The sequence below is a fragment of the Pseudomonas sp. FSL R10-0399 genome (assembly GCF_009600165.1).
In the GTDB taxonomy this organism is placed as follows: Bacteria; Pseudomonadota; Gammaproteobacteria; order Pseudomonadales; family Pseudomonadaceae; genus Aquipseudomonas; species Aquipseudomonas helleri.
Window position 1 is genome coordinate 107768 of sequence record NZ_WIWK01000003.1, and the last position, 17969, is coordinate 125736.

17 protein-coding genes are annotated in these 17969 nt (G+C 58.8%); 6 read left to right on the plus strand and 11 right to left on the minus strand.

Going from position 1 to position 17969, the window contains the following annotated elements; genetic code table 11:
• Positions 1 to 11: 11 nt before the first annotated feature.
• Entirely contained in the window at positions 12 to 620 is a 609-nt protein-coding gene (locus GHO41_RS01660; protein WP_153432774.1) for a TetR/AcrR family transcriptional regulator, read from the minus strand.
• 14 nt (positions 621 to 634) lie between these two features.
• Positions 635 to 1855: a multidrug effflux MFS transporter gene (locus GHO41_RS01665; RefSeq protein WP_153432776.1), complete on the minus strand. Its 1221-nt coding sequence runs from the start codon at positions 1853 to 1855 to the stop codon at positions 635 to 637.
• Positions 1856 to 2137: 282 nt separating this feature from the next.
• On the opposite strand from GHO41_RS01665, the gene mdlC reads away from it, so the two are divergent.
• Complete coding sequence (mdlC, locus tag GHO41_RS01670) at positions 2138 to 3769, plus strand: benzoylformate decarboxylase (protein WP_153432778.1); 1632 nt, start codon at positions 2138 to 2140, stop codon at positions 3767 to 3769.
• A gap of 27 nt (positions 3770 to 3796) precedes the next feature.
• Here the strand turns inward: mdlC and GHO41_RS01675 are convergent, their stop codons facing one another.
• Complete coding sequence (locus tag GHO41_RS01675) at positions 3797 to 4765, minus strand: LysR substrate-binding domain-containing protein (RefSeq protein ID WP_153432779.1); 969 nt, start codon at positions 4763 to 4765, stop codon at positions 3797 to 3799.
• Positions 4766 to 4860: 95 nt separating this feature from the next.
• Between GHO41_RS01675 and GHO41_RS01680 the strand changes: the two genes are divergently transcribed.
• Positions 4861 to 5817 (plus strand): DMT family transporter, encoded by a 957-nt coding sequence (locus GHO41_RS01680; protein ID WP_371928802.1) that lies wholly within the window; start codon positions 4861 to 4863, stop codon positions 5815 to 5817.
• 7 nt (positions 5818 to 5824) lie between these two features.
• Here the strand turns inward: GHO41_RS01680 and GHO41_RS01685 are convergent, their stop codons facing one another.
• The gene (locus GHO41_RS01685) at positions 5825 to 6598 is read right to left on the minus strand and encodes an ABC transporter ATP-binding protein (RefSeq protein ID WP_048372143.1); all 774 of its coding nucleotides are present in this window, start codon (positions 6596 to 6598) and stop codon (positions 5825 to 5827) included.
• A gap of 208 nt (positions 6599 to 6806) precedes the next feature.
• Here GHO41_RS01685 and GHO41_RS01690 point away from each other — a divergent pair, with 208 nt between their 5' ends.
• The 4 genes from GHO41_RS01690 to GHO41_RS01705 all read left to right on the plus strand — a co-directional run bounded on the left by GHO41_RS01690 (position 6807) and on the right by GHO41_RS01705 (position 11783).
• Positions 6807 to 7331: an RNA polymerase sigma factor gene (locus tag GHO41_RS01690; protein ID WP_153432783.1), complete on the plus strand. Its 525-nt coding sequence runs from the start codon at positions 6807 to 6809 to the stop codon at positions 7329 to 7331.
• The gene (locus GHO41_RS01695; protein ID WP_153432785.1) at positions 7328 to 8167 is read left to right on the plus strand and encodes a FecR family protein; all 840 of its coding nucleotides are present in this window, start codon (positions 7328 to 7330) and stop codon (positions 8165 to 8167) included. Before GHO41_RS01690 ends, GHO41_RS01695 begins: the two co-directional genes overlap by 4 nt.
• A gap of 76 nt (positions 8168 to 8243) precedes the next feature.
• Positions 8244 to 10601, plus strand: coding sequence for a TonB-dependent receptor (locus GHO41_RS01700; RefSeq protein ID WP_153432787.1), 2358 nt, complete (start codon positions 8244 to 8246; stop codon positions 10599 to 10601).
• A 312-nt stretch (positions 10602 to 10913) separates the two neighbouring features.
• A complete protein-coding gene (locus tag GHO41_RS01705; protein ID WP_048372137.1) occupies positions 10914 to 11783 on the plus strand; it encodes an oxaloacetate decarboxylase in 870 nt (289 codons plus the stop codon).
• A gap of 86 nt (positions 11784 to 11869) precedes the next feature.
• Here GHO41_RS01705 and GHO41_RS01710 read toward each other — a convergent pair whose 3' ends face one another.
• From GHO41_RS01710 to GHO41_RS01740, 7 genes are all read right to left on the minus strand, one after another.
• On the minus strand, positions 11870 to 12664 hold the full coding sequence (locus GHO41_RS01710; protein WP_153326373.1) for an SDR family NAD(P)-dependent oxidoreductase: 795 nt from the start codon (positions 12662 to 12664) through the stop codon (positions 11870 to 11872).
• A gap of 115 nt (positions 12665 to 12779) precedes the next feature.
• Entirely contained in the window at positions 12780 to 13763 is a 984-nt protein-coding gene (locus GHO41_RS01715) for a LysR family transcriptional regulator (RefSeq protein ID WP_153432789.1), read from the minus strand.
• A gap of 102 nt (positions 13764 to 13865) precedes the next feature.
• Positions 13866 to 14807 carry a peptidylprolyl isomerase gene (locus tag GHO41_RS01720; RefSeq protein ID WP_371928804.1) on the minus strand — a complete coding sequence of 314 codons (942 nt, stop codon included), beginning with the start codon at positions 14805 to 14807 and terminating at the stop codon, positions 13866 to 13868.
• Entirely contained in the window at positions 14804 to 15295 is a 492-nt protein-coding gene (locus GHO41_RS01725; RefSeq protein WP_048372128.1) for a YbjN domain-containing protein, read from the minus strand. Before GHO41_RS01725 ends, GHO41_RS01720 begins: the two co-directional genes overlap by 4 nt.
• Before the next feature lie 18 nt (positions 15296 to 15313).
• Entirely contained in the window at positions 15314 to 15949 is a 636-nt protein-coding gene (locus GHO41_RS01730) for a DNA repair protein (protein WP_153432791.1), read from the minus strand.
• 18 nt (positions 15950 to 15967) lie between these two features.
• The gene (locus tag GHO41_RS01735) at positions 15968 to 17668 is read right to left on the minus strand and encodes a putative porin (RefSeq protein ID WP_153432793.1); all 1701 of its coding nucleotides are present in this window, start codon (positions 17666 to 17668) and stop codon (positions 15968 to 15970) included.
• A gap of 39 nt (positions 17669 to 17707) precedes the next feature.
• The coding region (locus GHO41_RS01740) for an energy transducer TonB (RefSeq protein WP_153432795.1) at positions 17708 to 17969 on the minus strand (262 nt) is incomplete at its 5' end.

Below are 17969 nucleotides of genomic sequence, written 5' to 3' on the forward strand. Positions count from 1 at the left end.
TGCGCCCGAGCCTACTCAGGCACATTACCTCTCACCAACGGCAAACAAATCATGCTGAACAACTCGCGCAGCGCATCGAAACGCCGTGCATAGGCGGCCTCGTCTCCATAGATAAGTTCGACATTCAAGCTGTCGATCAACGCCAGATAGGCCTCGGCCAGCAAGTCGGCATGTTTTTGTTCAAACGCCGGATAGGTGTCTTTCAGAGACGCCTGGAAAAGCCGTCGTATATCAGCCAAATAACGTTCGAAACCGGATTTGACGTTTTGCTCAATGGCCGCAGGTGGATAAAAAGCTGCGCGCAGCAAGAACCGTAACGCTGCACTTTCGGCGTATCGTCCTTGCAGGTTGTCAACATAACGCTCACCAGGAGCCTGGTTTGCCTGTGTAGTCGAGAATTGCCCGCTTACGTAGGCCTGCTCACTTTGCAACGCCAGGTTCAAGACAGCCGTGTACAACTCATCCTTTCCAGAAAAATGAGCGTACAGCGAGGCTTTTTTGATCCCGGCGCTGCCGGCGATGTCATTGAGTGATGCCGCGTCGTAGCCGCGATCGGCAAAGTGTAACAAGGCAACATGAACAATCCGTTCCGCTGCCGGGGTTAAAGTCGTTGAAGTCATCAATTGCCCTTTTCTCAGTGCCCAGCGATGTTAAAGGAAGCATCATCGCTTGTAGACAGGCTAATCCATGTCAAGGCGCTTACTATCAATGCACTCAGACTCAGCAGCACCGTCCATGCGACGGCCCCATGCGTCAATGCTATAGCCGAAATGGGTGTGGCGCTCGATGAGACAGTTAGTTCAAAGGCCCCCAGCAACGCTGCCGTCGACCCCAGGGCGCGCTCTTGGGAAGACATGACCAGCGACATTAGCGTCGACTCAGCGATACCCAACCCGAACAGTGCCAGCGCCATGCCCGTAACAATACCTGCAAGCCCAACGCCTGTGACGGTCGCTACTAACGTCGTGAATGCGCCTAAAACAATGCAGCTCACACCGATCCATGTAAGACGTTTGAGGCCTAGCGTAGTGATTAACCTGCCAGCGACCATTGCTCCACACAGGATTGAGCAGCCTGTCACACCAAACAGGACTCCGAAAGCTTGCGGCGTCAGCCCGTAGATCTCTTGGTACACCAGAGTCGCGCCACCGATATAGGCGAACAGGAAAAAAAACACCGCAGCAACGGCCAGCGTAGGCAGTAGAAAGCGTCGGTCGCTCCCGATTGCCAGGTAAGTACGGCACGCAGCGCCTAGTCGCAAGGGTTCACGTTTGTCTGTTGCCAAGGTTTCAGGCAGGTTCAGCCAACTGTTGATGAGCACCGCCATGCCAAGAATGGCGAGGGTGAGCATCACTGCCCGCCAACCAAAATACGAGTCTATAAATCCACCCAATGCCGGAGCCAAGATGGGCGCCACACCTTCGATAGTCATTAACAAGGCAAACAGTTTGGTTGCCGTTGCCCCTCGGCTGACATCACGTACGGTGCTCATGATCACCACCAGCGTCAGCGCACTCCCAAGGCCTTGTACGAAGCGAAAACCCAACAATACTGAGAGCGTTGGCGCCCACGCCGAGCCCAAGGAGCAAAGGATAAACACGACCAACCCGATCAATAGCGGCCGTCTACGCCCGTAGGCGTCCACGAAGGGTCCGAACAGTAGTTGCCCTGCCCCCATGGCAAGCAGGAAAAATGTCAAAGTGAGTTGGACACTGGCGAAGCCTGCGTCGTAATCACGCGCAATTTCGGGAAGGCTAGAAAGGTACATGTCCACTGCGGAAGGTCCCAAGGCCCCTATTGCCCCTAAGCCAATCGCTAACTTCATAGGGACCCGCTGCTGTTGCACGGTATTCATTATTTGATCTCGATATATTAACAACCTACCGGTCGGTAGTTTTTCGGGATAATAAATATAATCGCCTCACGGGTCAAACGCCTGCCTTTAACCTGATCCTCCATACCCACGCCCACGCTCACGCCACTCGTCGCCCATAACCCTCTAACCCCCCTCTTCGCCTACCCTCCGATCTGATCACCGCGCAGTACCAGCGCTGGCTTGTGGTGAACACACGCGAAATAACTACTCTGCCCATCAGCTATTTCGCAATGTCATCAATTTGAATTGATCGGAGTTTCCATGACAGGCAAAACCGTCCGCGATGTGACGTATCAGTTGCTACGAGAGCTGGGGCTTACCACGATGTTTGGCAATCCTGGCTCGACTGAGGAGACCTTTCTCAAGGATTTCCCGGCCGATTTTCGCTACATTCAAACACTGCATGAGTCTTCTGCGGTTGGCGCGGCGGATGGTTTTGCGCAGGCCAATCGGCGACCGGCGATCGTTAACGTGCATACCAGTGCCGGGTTGAGCAATGCCATGAGCAACATTTTGACCGCGTTCCAGAACAGAACGCCGTTGATCATCACCGCGGGCAACCAAACCCGGGACATGTTGCTGATGGAGCCGTGGCTGACCAACGTTGAGCCAGCTCTTTTGCCCAAGCCTTGGGTGAAGTGGAGTTATGAGCCGGTTTGCGCCGAAGATGTCCCGGCCGCGTTTATGCGCGCTTACGCCATCGCCGTGCAGCCGCCGGCCGGGCCGGTGTTTTTGTCGATTCCACTGGATGATTGGGACAAGCCTGCCAAAGGCCCTGCCCTTGTGCGCTCGGTGGCCACGCGAATTGCTCCGGATCCTGAGGTGCTCAGCGCGTTTGCTCAGGCGTTGTCCCAGGCCAGTAATCCGGCGCTGATTTATGGTGCGGCCATCGCCCGTGGTCAAGGCTGGCCGCAAGCCATTGCCCTTGCTGAGCAGTTGCAGGCCACGGTGTACGCCGCGCCTGCTTCTGAGCGCCCTCCTTTCCCGGAAAGCCATCCGCTGTACGCCGGCGGCTTGCCTTTTGCTATTGCGCCTTTATCGCAGAAGCTTGCCGGTCATGATTTGGCCATCGTCATTGGCGCCCCGGTGTTTCGCTATTATCCCTACGTTGCCGGCGACTACTTGCCTGCGGGCTTACGCCTTTTGCACATCACTGACGACCCCAGTGAGGCAGCCCGTGCACCGGTCGGCGATAGTTTGCTGGGGGATGCGGTCCTGTCACTTGATGCCTTGATTGCTCAGGTCAAGCCGCGTCCTGTTGGCAGTGCTGCGGTCAAGCGCCAGGCACATGGCTTGGCTCCGCACCCGGCAGCCACGCACGCAGAAAGCGCTGATGGACTGTTGTCATCGCTCAGTGTGTTCCAGGCCCTGCGCGCTGCAATGCCCGCCAATACGGTTCTGATTGAGGAGTCGCCTTCTAACCTCGCAGAGCTGCACAGTGCATGGCCTGTGGATCAGCCCGACTCGTTTTATACCTTTGCCAGTGGCAGCCTGGGCTGGAACCTTCCGGCCAGTATCGGTATTGCGTTGGCTGAGCGTGACAGCGGTCGCAATCGCCCCGTGCTGGCGATCATCGGCGATGGCTCGTTCCAATACTCCATTCAAGGCTTATGGACCGCGGTGCAGCACGAATTACCGATTCTCTTTGTCGTGCCTCGCAACGGGCAATACGGGATTTTGAAGTCCTTTGCCGTGCTGGAACAAACGCCGAACGTGCCGGGGCTGGATTTGCCAGGTCTGGATTTTGTAGCTCTGGCAAACGGCTATGGCGCCCACGGGGTGCGCGCCACTACCCTCGATGAGATACGCAAGGCCTGCAACGAAGCCTTCACCCGTAACGTGCCAACGGTACTGGAAGTGCCAGTGCAAGCGACCATACCGCCGCTGCTCTGACCTGTTTCTCTTGATAAATCCGAGCGCTTAACCTTGGGCGCTCGGACCCATTACTACTTGGGCGTGCGCCAGCCCCCCCATCCCCAACACCCACTCCCGAAAAACCACCGCACAGGGCGACAACGGCCGATGTTTGACCGACACCAGGTACTCGGCGCGCCCTGTCACGCATTCAAACCCGGTGACGCGCTGAAGCTCGCCTTTGGCGAAGGCTTCGTCGCCCATGAAGGTCCACGCCAGGCCAATGCCCATGCCTTGTTGCACCGCGCGAAAGGCCAAGGTCAGTTGGTTGAACACCGGGGCTTTTTCCGGAGCGAGGTAGTCAATGCCGAAATGCTCAAACCACTGCTCCCAGTCCAGGCAATGCCAGGCAGAAGTGTCGATCTGCACCAGGTTGGCGCTGGCCAGTTGTTCCAGGGTTTCAATGCCTGTGACGTCCAATGAGGTATGAGCCACCGGAAAAACGATTTCCGGCATCAAAAAATCGCTGTTCAGCGCACCCCACTCGCCTTGGCCGTAGAGGATGCCCAGGTCGTAATCCTTGAGGCTGGCTTCATCGAATTCATTCATTGCGTGCACGTGCACGGCGATGTCGGGATAGGCCTTGTTGAATTCGATCAGTTTGGGGAACAGCCAAAACTGCGCCAGAGCGTGGGTCGCCAAAATTGAGACGGTGTTGGGTTGATGCACATTGCGGATCCGCGTCACGCTTTGGTGCAGCGTGGTCAGGAGTGTATTGACCGTTATCAGCAGTTCCTGCGCGGCAGGCGTGAGCATGACGCCGCGCGGTTTTCTTTCGAACAGCGGCACGCCGATGCAGTCTTCCAGCTGACGCATTTGTTTGCTCACGGCGCTTTGGGTCAGGAACAACTCTCTGGAAGCGCCGGTAAAGCTTGAGTGGCGGCCGACTGCTTCAAAGGTGATCAGGGTTTCCAAAGGCGGCAAGGCACGCAGGTAACGGTTGATGATGCAGTTCCTTGTGGCGATAAACAGCAAGATATTCCGCAGCGGAATGGATGACTGATTTTTTATCGCAGGTGGCGTTCAATTGCTACCGATAGAATCTCGCCAAAGTCATTATTTGAGTAGGCGTGATGAAAAGCGGGATTGTGTTTGCGTTGCTGGCCGGAGCCATTTGGGGCGGAGTCATTCTTGGGCCCTCCTTGCTGCCGGAATTTAATGCGGTACTGATCAGCAGCGTCCGCTTTGCGATGTATGGCCTGATTTCCCTGGCCGTTGCACTGCCCATGGCAGCACGCCTGCTGGCCAAAATCAGCCGCGCCGATGTCAGCATGCTGCTGCGTCTGTCACTCACCGGTAACGTGTTGAACTATGCGCTGCTGGGGGCCTCTGTGCAGCTCAGCGGGGTGACAGCGGCCTCGTTGATCAACGGCATCATGCCGGTGGCCATCACGTTTTTGGGCCGCGCCGATGCGGGCTCGTTGCCAATCAGTAAACTCAAGCTGCCTTTATTGATGGTATTCCTCGGAATCGTATCGATCAGCCTGGAACATACCGGTGCCCATTCATCAGGCACTGAGTTGACCACGCAACTGCTGGGCATCGCTTGCGGGTTCTGCGGTGTGATCAGTTGGTCGTGGTACGCCACCCACAATGCCCGTTACCTCAAGCACAGCGCATTCAACAGCAGCGAATGGTCTACCCTGCTGGGCATCGCTACCGGGACCGTCGCCGTGGTGTTTGGCCTGGTGGTCTGGTGGCTGTTCCCCAATCTCATGCCTGCCAACATCGACAGCAGCCGCTGGATGGACTTTTTGTGGGTATGCCTGTTCCTGGCGTTCTGCGGCTCGTGGATTGCCAATGGGTTATGGAATGCCTGCTCACGGCGCATGGCAGCGTCGCTCAGCGCGCAATTGATTGTCTTTGAAACGCTGTTCGCCTGTATTTATGGCTTCTTTTACGCCCAACGCCTGCCCAGCCTCATCGAGTTGGTGTCGATTGCTTTGTTGGTGGGCGGCGTGGTCTGGGCGGCGAGGCGCCATCGACTGCCGGGCGTTAAGCTGCCAAGCCCGGCCTGTCAGGGCTAAAGCGCTGCTACGCGTGCCAGCAACGATACCAGCCGTTGTTTTCCGAGACTTGCAATTCAGTTTGATACAGCGCCGAAAGCTTCTCGCTGGTGAGGATCTCTCGCTTGGGCCCGTCGGCAATCAGTTTGCCCTGGCTGATAAGAATCACCCGGTCGATTTCCGGAATGATCTCGTCGATGTGGTGAGTGGTGATGATCATGGCGCGATCTTCGCCACAGAAATTACGCATCAGCGACAGCAAACCAAGGCTGGCGCCCATGTCCAGGCCGCTGGTGGGTTCGTCAAGAATCAGTGCTTGCGGGTGGTGAACCAGGGCGCGGGCCAGCAGCAAGCGGCGCTTTTGCCCGGTGGACAGGCGCTGGAACATGCGCTGCTCTTCAATATCGCTGCCCAATTGCTGCATCAGGTTGCGGGCCAAGGTGATTTGTTCTTCATTGGGCTGCAAGTGAGCGTGGGCGCCCATGGCGCCAAAGAAACCGGACACCACCACATCCAGCGCCGAGGTGTACGGGGTGTAATCCTCTTGCATGTCCTGGGACACGAAGCCGATTTTGCTGCGCAGGGCCCACAGGTTCACGGTTTCATCGCCGAACAGCTTCAGGTAGCTGCCTTCGCGTTCAACCGGGTAGATCTCGCGGTTGATGAGCTTTAACAGGGTGCTTTTGCCGGCGCCGTTAGGGCCAAGGATGGCCACGCGTTCGTTGTAGCCAATGTGCAGCGAGACGCGGTCGAAGACCTGTGTTTGCTGTTGAAAAGCGCTGACCTGGTTCAAATCGATCATGGTTATGCCTTGGTTGACCGTGGGTGCGTGCCGTAGCGACTAGCGTTTTGCCGCGCGAGACTGTACGACGCATTCTTGGGTTTTGAAACCCTTTTGCGGCCGGTAAATCCTCCCCCCATGAGCGCAAGCACGCTGTGGCAATCTTCACTATGAATGGAAACATTTCTCATTTATATTTGCTGCCGCTCTGCACCCGCTCAGGCCGATCATGCCCTTCGACCCCGTCAAACCCTCACTGCTCAGTACACTGGTGCGTCACTACGACGAGCTGGTTGATCATGTGCGTCGGCGTTTTGGCGATCGTGGCTTTGCCCGCGAAGTGGTCCATGACGTCTGCGTGCAATTGCTTGAAAAACGCGAAAAGGATAACGTCCACACGCCATTGGCGTTGTTGCGCAAGATCTCCCACGATCAAGCGGTCAACCGCTACCGCAGTGAGCGACGCAGCCAGGCCTGGCTCATTGAGATGCCCGAACCGCTGGATGCTGTCTGCCCGGTGCCGTCACCTCCGCGCCAGTATGAGGCGGCACGGGAGCTGGAATTGCTCACCCAGGCCATCAGCCAATTGCCGGAACGTTGCCAGATGGTCTTTGTCATGCACAAGATTCACGAGTTGCCCCAGGCTGAAGTGGCCGCACGTATGGGCATTTCACTAAAAACCGTCGAAAAACACTTGCGTCTGGGCATCGCTGCCTGCCGCGCACACCTGGATCGTCCGCCCGGCCCTTTATGAACACGCCCTCTTCACCCGAGCAACCGCTGTCTGCCGAAGACCAAACCCTGGCCCGCCATCGCGAAGAGCTGCGCAAGCGCTTTCCGATGCCCACCCCCAAGCCGCGCAAACCGCGCACGCCGCTGGTGGTTGGGGCCCTGGTCGCGCTGGTGGGTGCAGGCCTGTTCTGGACAGACCCCAGCTATCGCATCGAGCAGTACAGCAGTGCACTGGGTGAGCGGCGCGTGCTCGATCTGGCAGACGGCAGCCGGGTGGTGCTCGACAGCGGCACCCAGGTTGAAGTCAGTTGGCACTTGCGTTCGCGTCGCGTGGCACTCAACAGCGGACAGGCCTTGTTCGATGTCAGCAAAACGCTGTGGCGCCCGTTCCAGGTGGATGCCGGTGCTGCCCGCGTGACCGTGTTGGGCACCCTGTTCAATGTGGCCCGCGAAGAGCATGCCGTGCACGTGGCATTGGTGCGCGGCAGCGTCAACGTGCAGTCAATCACCGATCCGGCACAGCAACAGCGGCTGATTCCGGGGCAGCAGTTGGCGGTCCTTGACGGTCAGCTACAGCCAACCCGTAACGCCGACCTGCCCGGCGTGCTGGCCTGGCAAGAACGCAAGCTGGTGTTCTCGCGTACCCCACTGGCACAGGCCATTGCGCAGATCCAGCGTTATCGTCAGGCGCCGATCCGCCTCGAAGATCCAGCCCTGGCGCAATTGCCCATCAGCGGCGTTTTTAACACCGACAACGTTGAAGACCTGCTCGACCTGTTCCCGCATATCTTGCCCCTGACGATGGCGCGGGATGCGGACGGTACGTTGCACATCACCCACAAGCCTGCAAAAAAATAATTCAGTGACGAGGTAGGGTTTTGCCGTGCGGGTGACGGCAATAGAACTAACCCTAACGTTCTCAGGAGCCCCGTCCATGAAACAACGCTTGCCGGCGCGTCAGTATCTGTCGCTGTCTGTACTCGCTACCAGCCTTCTGTTCGCCCTCTCGGCCAATGCCCAGGACAAGGACACGTTCGACGTCGACTTGCCGAGCAGCAACCTGGAGCAAGCGCTGAATACGCTGGCCCAACAGTCCCGCGTGCAAATCATTTTCGCCAGCGACGTGGTCGGCAACAGCACCACCCCGGCGCTCAAAGGTCGCTATACCGCTGAAGAAGCCCTGCACCGACTGCTCGATAAACATGGCCTTAACGTGCAAAAGCGCGACGAGCAGACGTTTTTTATCGTCGCGCAAGACACCCAGGCCAATATCCTCACCCCGCCACCGCCTGCTGAGCCGGTAGCCTTGGGCACCATGGTGATCAAAGGCGATGTGCTGGGCAGCGCCACCGACCCGGAAGTTCGCACCTACGCGGGCAGCCGTACGGTGATTGGCAACGAGCAACTGCAAAAAGCCAGCGTGCGCGGGGTCGATGAAGCCTTGCAACGTGTGCCGGGGGTCAAGGTGTTTGACGAAACCGGCACCGGCGCACTGCCACAAATCGCCGTGCGCGGCCTCTATGAAAGCCGCAGCGGCCGGGTTCAGGCTTTGTCCGACGGGATTCCGCTGGCATTGGCGCCCTATGGCCAGACCGGGCTGTCATTGTTCCCGGTGACCATGGCGACGGTGGATCGTATCGACGTAGTGCGCGGGGGCGCGGCGGTGCAATACGGCCCGAACAACGTCGGCGGGGTGATCAACTTCATCAGCAAACCCATCCCCCACGAGTGGCAAAACACCGTTCAAGAGCGCACCACCTTCAACCCCGGTGGCCGCCAGCTGTGGGACACCTACGTGGGCACCGGCGGTTACCTGACCGACAATTTCGGCCTGCAACTGGACCTCAACAGCATCAACGGTGAAACCGGTCGTGAACACTCCGACACGGATATCCAGAACTACCGCCTGCGTGGCCAATGGAACATCGACGATGACCGTGACCTGAGCTTCGGCATTCAGCACTACCGCGCCGACATGGACCTGCCTGGCGCTCTCAGCGTGCGCGACTACAAAGACAACCCGCGCCAGTCGACCCGCCCGCTGGACAACTTCGAAGGCAATACCGACCGCGTCTGGGGCACCTACACCCAACAATTGGGCGCTATTGGCCCGTTCGACTCGGTGCAGTTCAGTTGGACCAACTTCGCCCATAAGAGCTACCGCAACTTTGTCGTGGGCCTGCCTTTCACCCCGGATGGCACCGCCGTCACCAAGCAGGATGGCCCGCGAGACTTCAAGGTCTGGGGCAGCGAGCCGCGCCTGAGCATGAACATCGACGGCGACCAGGTCAGCCAGACCTGGCTGCTGGGTGCCCGCTACGTCAAGGAAGACATCGACTACAAGGTCGACCGCCAAAGCGTTGCTACGGGCAAAACCACGCCGTTCCGTGACTGGCAGTTCAATGACTCGGCCAAGGCGTTCTACATCAGCAACGCCATCGGCCTGTTCGACAACCGCCTGACCATTACCCCCGGCGCGCGTTATGAAAATGCGCGCATGGACTACGACGACGGCATCACCGGCTTTACCAACGAAAACACCTCCCGGGAGTGGTTGCCGGGCCTGACCGTCGGCTTCCAGGCCAGTGACGACTGGTACGTATACGCCAACGCGCAGAAATCCCTGCGTCCGCCGCAAGTCACGCAGATCGTCAAGGAAGGCCAAGTCGGCGCTGAACTGGCATGGAACTACGAAACGGGCGTGCGCTATACACCCTGGGACGGCCTGCGCGTAGATATGGGCCTGTACCGCATCGATTTTGAGGATCAGATCGTTTACAACGGCACCACCGACCGCTTCGTCAACCTGGGCAGCACCCGTCACCAGGGTATCGAAAGTGAAATCTTCTGGACCCCGCAAGCCCTGCCCGCCCTTGACTTGCACGCCAGTTATGCCTACCTCGATGCCAAGCAGCGTAACGGTATCTACAAAGGCAATGACGTGCCCTTCGCCTCGCGCAACCAGTTCAGCGTCGACGGTCATTACCGTTTTGCCGAACACTGGAGCTACAGCCTCGATGGCCTGTACGTGAGCAGCGCCTACACCGACGCCGCCAACAGCGTAGACGAAGATGCCATTGCCTCGGTCGGCCGGCTGCCCGCCTACTGGTTGTGGAATACCGCCATCGAGCGCCAGTTCAAGTTGCAAGACCACAGCGTACTGACCGCCTCTGCGGGCATCAGCAACCTGTTCAACCGCGAGTATTACTTCCGCGGCATCGACACCAGCCCGTGGGGCCGCCAACCTGCACCGCAACGCTCGTTGACGTTGGGGCTGAACTATCAGTTCTGATTAACGGCTACCCTCTCTTTCGGGAGAGGGTGCTTTTGATTTGCCTGCCCCCATTCCCGTAGCAGTTGTCGAGCTTTGCGAGGCGACGTCCGTGCCCACAGCAACCGCGAAAGGCAGAAACGCTTCAGCCTCAATGGAGCCTCCGATTGATGAAACTTTCTTCATAAAGGCATCTCGCCACACTTAAGGTATGCAGTTGCGGCATAGCCCATTCTGAAACGTCATAAACCTGTGTTTTGCTGCGTGGTAGTCTCGCTGAACCATGAACAGGCATAGATCGTAATTCGATGATGGCCAGAAACAGGAAAGATCATGCCCAAAAAGTCCCACACCGCCCTGCGCAATAACTTCCGCCAATTGCTTGCCACCCCTGCGTGTTTCGAAACGGCTTCGGTTTTTGACCCGATGTCCGCACGTATCGCCGCTGACCTGGGTTTTGAGGTCGGTATCCTCGGTGGCTCGGTGGCGTCGCTGCAAGTCCTGGCAGCCCCTGATTTTGCCCTCATCACCTTGAGTGAGTTCGTCGAGCAGGCCACCCGTATCGGCCGCGTCGCTCAGTTGCCTTTCATTGCCGATGCTGACCATGGCTATGGCAATGCCCTCAACGTGATGCGCACCGTCGAAGAACTCGAGCGTGCCGGTGTTGCTGCACTGACCATTGAAGACACCTTGCTGCCCGCACAATTTGGCCGTAAATCCACCGACCTGATTTCTATCGATGAAGGCATCGGCAAAATCAAGGCCGCCCTGGAAGCCCGTGTAGACCCGGCGCTCTCGATCATCGCGCGGACCAACGCTGGCGTGTTGTCTACCGAAGACGTGATCAAACGCACCCAAGCTTACGAAAAAGCCGGTGCAGACGGCATCTGCATCGTGGGGATCGACGACTTTGCACAGCTTGAACAAATCAGCGAGAAGCTCACAGTGCCGTTGATGCTGGTGACTTATGGCAACCCGAAACTCAATGACAGCCAGCGTCTGGCCAGCTTGGGTGTCCGCATTGTCGTCGCCGGTCACGCCGCCTACTTTGCGTCGATCAAGGCCACCTACGACAGCCTGCGTGCCCAGCGTCACCTGACAAACAGCACCAATAACCTCAGCGCGACCGAACTGACCCATACCTACACCCAGCCGGAAGACTACGTGGCCTGGGCCAAAGAGTTCATGGACGTAAAAGAGTGATTCACCCCCCGGTTGGATAACACGGCCGTTATCTCACCACCTTGATAGACCTGTGGTTGGACAACGACCGCATGGAGAGCGTTAGGTCAGACGATGTCATCTACCACACCGCCGTCTACCCGCAGTGCCGCCCCTGTCGTCGCCGACGCTTGAGGTGAACACACGTAGACGACCATGTTGGCGACTTCCTCAACCGTTGCTGCGCGCTGAATGATCGAGCTGGGCCGATTGTGTAAAACAAATGCAGTCGCCACTGACTCCAGGGTTTTACCCGTACGCTCAACCTCGTCTTTCAGCATGTTTGCAACCCCTTCGGACAAGGTCGGTCCCGGCAGTACGCTGTTAACCGTCACCCCGCTACCTGCAACCCGCTTGGCCAACCCTCGCGCCAACGCCAATAGCGCTGTCTTGGACACGCCGTAATGAATCATGTCAGCCGGAATATTGCGTGCCGACTCCGACGACATAAACACCACTCGCCCCCAACCTTTATTGACCATGGCCGGCAGCAACGCCCGGCTCAAGCGAACCCCGGACATCACATTGGTTTGCCAATAGCTGTCCCAGACCTCGTCATCGGTTTCGTAAAAGTCCTGAGGCCCATAGATACCGGCATTGTTCACCAGAATATCGATCTCACCCGCATCGCGAACCAGCGCCGCAACACCCTCGGCGGTGCTCAAGTCAGCAGCAATACCCTGCACCGACGTGCCCGGTACCGCTTTCGTCAACCTGGCGACGGCCTCAGCCACAGACTCCGTACTGCGACCGTTGAGAACGATCTGCGCGCCCGCCTCTGCCAGGCCCTGGGCGATGGCAAAACCGATACCCCCGGTGGAAGCCGTTACCAGTGCGCGTTTGTCATTGAATTGGATGTTCATCCCTTCTCCTTGTCATACGTGATCGTGCGGATGTGTGATGGGCACACTCAGTACGACCTTCAACAAAGCGAATTGACTCCCCGACTGTTCAAAAACCCCTTGGCACCCACGAGTATCAATCAAACCACTCTTTACGCCCTTCAAAGGTGCTGACGATCAGGTCCACCAGCCGCTGTGCCTCTTGCGGGAATGCTGCTGCGGCATTGACGGCCAGCCAGGCCTGCCGCTCCAGGCTGGCGGGCAGCAGCCCGGGGATGGCGGTGAGGCCGCGATCAAAGTGGCTCATGTAGCGCGGCAGCAAACCGATGCAGGCGCCGCAGCGGATCATTTCCAGCATCAATGAGTAATCGTGTACGTGGACCACCGCAGCCTGACGCTGTTCCACCAGCGTATTCCACGGCTGCAGCACCTGTACCTGTTGGTCTGGTTGCCATTGCACCAGCATGTAGTCAGCCAGGTCGTCGAGGGTTTCTGGGCGGGTCATTAGCCGCGAGTAACGTTTGGCGATGTGCGGCAGGTAGTGCAAACGCGCCAACGGCCTGACGGACTCAACGGCGAAGCTCGGGCCCGACGGGGCTGGGTCCATGTCTGAGAGCCACAGCACCACGTCAGCCTCGACCGTTTGCAAGGCGTGGTGGTTTTTCAGCGAGATGATGTCCAGGCGGATGCTGGCATTTCGGCGTAACAAGGCAATCAGGTCACGCCCCAGAATGTCGTGCAGGATTGTTTCGGCGACGGCCAGGCGAATGCGCGGTTGCTCGGCCATGGCCACCGATAATTGCTCTGCGTCCGCCAGGGCAATCAGTTGGGCTTGCAATCGTTGGCCTTCAGGGCTGAGTACCAGCGACCGGCCCTGATAGTTAAACAGCGTACAGTTGAGGCGATCTTCCAGTTGGGTCAATTGCCTGCGTAACAGCGTGGCCTTGATGTTGAGGCTGCGCGCTGCCTGGGTAAAGCAACCACAGCGGGCGCTCACCAGAAAAAATCGCGCCACGTCGCTACTCAACGTGTTCGCCAGAAGCATCCTTGGTTCTGACAATTCACAGGATTTGCGGTAGCCGGTGTTGCTTTGGGGTGCAGCCGATTCTTGAAATGCCATGTAGGGTGACTCCCTGTCGTGGTGCCGGCGCGGGGCAAGCTGCGATCTGTTGATTTTGTTGGCAATCGCAGCCTGTTGCAGTGTCGCGTCCTTGCGCGGGGTTTACTCAAGTACTTTGTTTAACTGCGCACCATCGATGCTCAGGGTTGCCGTGTTGAGCATGCCTTCCAGATACGACATGGCGATTTGCTCCTGGCGCTGGGCGCGCAAGGCCTGGGTCAGGCGTTCGCGCATGTCGTCGAGGGTGGCGGTATGTGCAGGCTGCTGGGCCGTGAGCTTGAGCACATGAAAACCCGCCGAGCTTTGCACCACATCCGACACTGACCCGACCTTGAGCCGCGAGACCACGCCACGTACCTCTGGCAGCAGTTGCTCCAGCGGCTGCATCCCGATATCCCCGCCATGCCGGGCGCTGTTGGGTTCTTGCGAGTACTGGGTCGCCAGTTCTGCAAACTCACCCGGCGCCTCTTGAGCCTTGCGGCTTAGCTCCAGCGCCTGGCGGCGCACCCCTTCTGCGCGTTGCCCCGGGCCCACTGCGAGGAAGATCTGGCTGACTTGATACTGTGCCGGCGTCATCCATTGAGCCTTGCCGCTGTCATAGGCCGCTTGCAGTTCGGCGGCGCTCGGGTAGCTGGCTGGCACTTCACTGACCGACAACATGTAATCGCGGAATACGATCTGCTCGGCGGCAGCACGAGTCTGTTGCTCAACCTCGGGGCGCTGACGCCAGCCCTGGGCATCGGCTTGTTCCAGCACGGCCTTTTGTGCCAATCGGGAACGCAGCCAGGTCTCCAGGGCGCTGCGGTTGCTGCGCAGTTGCTCGCGAGCCTCTGGCGGTAAAGTCGCCATCACCGACTTGAGTTCCTGGACATCTATTTGCTGACTACCCAGGCGGGCGACCGCAGGGCCGCTTTGCTGCAGATCAAGGACCGGCGCCGGTTGCTGAGCGGCAACCGGGTCGCTACCCGGACGCAGGCTCAAAACCACCGCCACCACCAGCAAGGTCAACGCGCCCGCGCCGACCACCAGGGTTGGTTTCTTCACAGGGCAGTCGCCTCTTCGCGGTTGTCGACAGACTCGGTCTGTTCTTGTTTCTCGGCCTGGGCTGCCAACTGCGCCGCTTGCTGGCTGTATTCACGCAGGTACACGATGAACTCTTGCAGCAAGCGGTCCCACAGCTCCAGCTGGCTGCGCAGGTGGACTTCACCGACTCCGGCCACGACCACGTCCATTTCCATCAGCAAGAACTCGCCTTGCAACGACAGGCGAGCAAAGCGCCGCGAGGCGTTCCACACTTCGGTCAGGCCTTGTGGCAGTTGGCCTTGAACGCGCAATGCACAGCTGTAGGTGAAGTCAACGTAGCTGCCCTGCTCCACTGCCGGGTTACCGAAACGCACGGCAAAACCGATGCCCTGGCTGGCGCTGAGCAGTTGCACGATGCCGTTCTGCTCGGTTTCATTGACGCGGTAGCCTGCCGCTTGCAGCAGCTCAGTCAGGGTCTGGACGGTAACGCTGGTGATCAAATCGCTCATGGTGTGCTTCCTTGTCTATCAATGATTGAGGGCTGCTTGGGGGGCATCAAACCGGGTCTTGTACAAATCGTCGCCAAAGCCCTGGGCCAGTTCTTCGAACTTGACCCGTGCGCCGCTGGCGAATGGCTGGCGAATACTCATCACCTCAGCCACATCGATCTTTTCGTAAGCCGCGAGCAGTTGCTGGGCCACGCCGTACATCTGTTGATTCTTGGCAGCACATTGCTGCAGGTGTGTGTCACGTTCGGTCAATTGCGTCTGCAAGCGTGCACGTTCGGCTTCTTTGCCCCGCGCCAGTTGCAAAAGGTCTTCATAGGCCTTTCTAAACTTGCCGGTCTGTTCGTTGCTCGCCGCTACCTGGGCTTGCGCCTGGTTGTGCAGGTTCTGTTGCTGACCCACCAACTGCTCGGCCATGCCTCGGGTTTTCTCAAGCTCGGCGGTCAATTGCTTGATCTGTGCCTGCGCCTGTTTGGCCTGGTTTTCGGCAGCGATGCGCGCGGCGCTGGCCTGGGCCTGCTCGCTTTGCAGCGTCTGTAATTGCGCAGTGGTGCTGCGCAATTGCGTGCGCAGGCGCTCCTCCATGCCTTCGGCTGATGCACCGGTCGCGGCCAGGCTGCCCAAGGCCAGTACCAGGCCGCAAATTCGGGTGTTCATGTGGTTTCTCCCGGCGCATCAAAAGCGCGTGTTGAGTTCCAGTTGCATGACGTCGACCTCAAACGGCGCGCCATACACTTCGGAGGCGCTCAACCAACGAGCACTGGCGTAGATGTTTTTGTCGATGCCGTAGCTGCCGCCGACGAAATAGCCCTTGGCATTGGTGCCGCCCAGGTGAAAGGACGAATCGTTGAAGCCGTCCGGCAAGGCGTCAGGCTGGATGTACTTGTAGCCCGCGAGCACGTTCCAGTCGCCACGCTTGCGCATTTCCAGCGCGTTACCGAGGGTGAATTGCAGCATCATTGCGTTGCCGCCACTCTCAAACTCGCCGCTGCTGTTGAGGTTGTTGACGATCTCGCCTTCCGAGCGCTTGAGCATCTTGCCTTTGTTGTATGACAGGTTGCGGATGTAGTTGCCCTGGGTGCGCAGCATCAGGTTTTCCGGCAGTTGGGTGTCCCATGCCAGATTCAGGTCAAGCACATCGAACTTGGAGGCCAGGCCCACAAACTGAGGCTGTGGCGTGAGGCCCGGTGTATCCGGGTTCGGCACGATGTCGCGCAGCAAGAACACCGTGTTGCCCTTTTGCATAAAGGTCAGGCGGGAACCGTCGGTGTCGCAGCCCGGCTGGCCTTGCCACGGCTTGCACGGGGCAGAACGTTTGCCTTCAAGGTCTTCAAAGCGATAGTAAGCCAGCGCGCCCTTGAGGCTGTTGTCGCTGTTGAGCTTCCAGTCAGCGCCGATCTGGCCGCCAAACATCCACTTGTTTTTGCTGTCTTCCTTGTCCAGCCCGTTGCTGCTCGCGGTGTCCGAACTGTACTCAACCGGGAACGCGCCCAACGTAGCGAACACCCCCCAATCCTTGTTGAGCGTGTGATTGAAGTTGGCTGCGATCCCGTCAAAGTTCAGGTCTTTGGAGTACATCATGTCCGTTGAGTAGAACGGGTTGGCAAAGCGGCCGCCGGTCAGGGTCAGGCCCGGCATGGCTTTCCAGCTCAAGTAACCCTGGTCAAGCCACAGGTCTTTCTTGCCAAAACCGCCGCCCAGGGTCTGGTTGGCCGATACCGGGCTGTTGTCATTGCCGGTGCCGACCCGGATACCCGCCGTCCATTCCGGCGAGATGATCGCTTTCATGCCCAGACGGGCGCGCAGGCGCAGCAGGTTTTCGCGGTCTTCGCGGGTGTTCAGCAACGGCGGCATCTTGGTGTTGCTGTCTTTGTTAACGTCGTAAGGGCCGTTTTCGTTCAACTTAGCATAGTCGACGATTTCATTGCTGTTGTGGCCCGAGAAGTAACGGGATTCGTCGCGCAGGCGGATGTCGCCGTCAAAACTGATGCGTGACGCCCACTCCGGGAAGGTGTTGGGCTGAGCCCAGTTTTCCTGCTTGGCGGTGGCCATCACTTCAGCCTTGACCTGATCACGGATCTGGTCACGCACGGCGGTCGGCACGTATTGCACCCGTACATCGCCAGGCGCTGCCACAGGGCCAGCGGCAACCACCGGGGCTGCGCTGGCCTGACGGGCTTGTTGAGCTTCACGTTCGGCCTGGGCAATCAGCCCGTCAGCGGCCGCTTGCTTGAGCACGCCTTGCTCGACCAGCAGGCGGATCAGGTTGATCGTGGCGTTTTCCGAGGGCGCGGCAGTCGCTGCCGATGCGGGGCCAACCAGGGTCGCGATGACCATGCCGACCGCCAGGGTCAGTCGATTCACGGGGGAAATCATGTGCTCACAACTCCTGTAAAAAACTGCAAAAAAGTTCAATCACTCCGGACGACGGCCCTTCAGGGACAGTCGTACCGGCAAGGTCAGCGAAGCCGGAGTGCGCTGCGTGGCATGCGGCGCACGCAAGGCAGCCAGCACCTGAGCATCGGTTTGGGCGTCACCGCTGGACTGCACCAGCACCACACGGGTGACCTGGCCATCCGCGCTCAGCCACAGGTCGGCCTGCACCTGGTAAGCCTTCTTGCGCAGCTCCGGGTCTTCGCGCAGCAGGCGCTGAAAGACCCCCGCCAGGTATTGCTTG

Coding starts and splice junctions, on each gene's coding strand:
- mdlC (WP_153432778.1), top strand. CDS start 2,138: ATGACAGGCAAAACCGTCCGCGATGTGACGTATCAGTTGCTACGAGAG.
- GHO41_RS01700 (WP_153432787.1), top strand. CDS start 8,244: ATGAAACAACGCTTGCCGGCGCGTCAGTATCTGTCGCTGTCTGTACTC.
- GHO41_RS01690 (WP_153432783.1), top strand. CDS start 6,807: ATGCCCTTCGACCCCGTCAAACCCTCACTGCTCAGTACACTGGTGCGT.
- GHO41_RS01665 (WP_153432776.1), bottom strand. CDS start 1,855: ATGAATACCGTGCAACAGCAGCGGGTCCCTATGAAGTTAGCGATTGGC.
- GHO41_RS01730 (WP_153432791.1), bottom strand. CDS start 15,949: ATGAACACCCGAATTTGCGGCCTGGTACTGGCCTTGGGCAGCCTGGCC.
- GHO41_RS01735 (WP_153432793.1), bottom strand. CDS start 17,668: ATGATTTCCCCCGTGAATCGACTGACCCTGGCGGTCGGCATGGTCATC.
- GHO41_RS01715 (WP_153432789.1), bottom strand. CDS start 13,763: ATGGCATTTCAAGAATCGGCTGCACCCCAAAGCAACACCGGCTACCGC.
- GHO41_RS01725 (WP_048372128.1), bottom strand. CDS start 15,295: ATGAGCGATTTGATCACCAGCGTTACCGTCCAGACCCTGACTGAGCTG.
- GHO41_RS01695 (WP_153432785.1), top strand. CDS start 7,328: ATGAACACGCCCTCTTCACCCGAGCAACCGCTGTCTGCCGAAGACCAA.
- GHO41_RS01660 (WP_153432774.1), bottom strand. CDS start 620: ATGACTTCAACGACTTTAACCCCGGCAGCGGAACGGATTGTTCATGTT.
- GHO41_RS01685 (WP_048372143.1), bottom strand. CDS start 6,598: ATGATCGATTTGAACCAGGTCAGCGCTTTTCAACAGCAAACACAGGTC.
- GHO41_RS01710 (WP_153326373.1), bottom strand. CDS start 12,664: ATGAACATCCAATTCAATGACAAACGCGCACTGGTAACGGCTTCCACC.
- GHO41_RS01705 (WP_048372137.1), top strand. CDS start 10,914: ATGCCCAAAAAGTCCCACACCGCCCTGCGCAATAACTTCCGCCAATTG.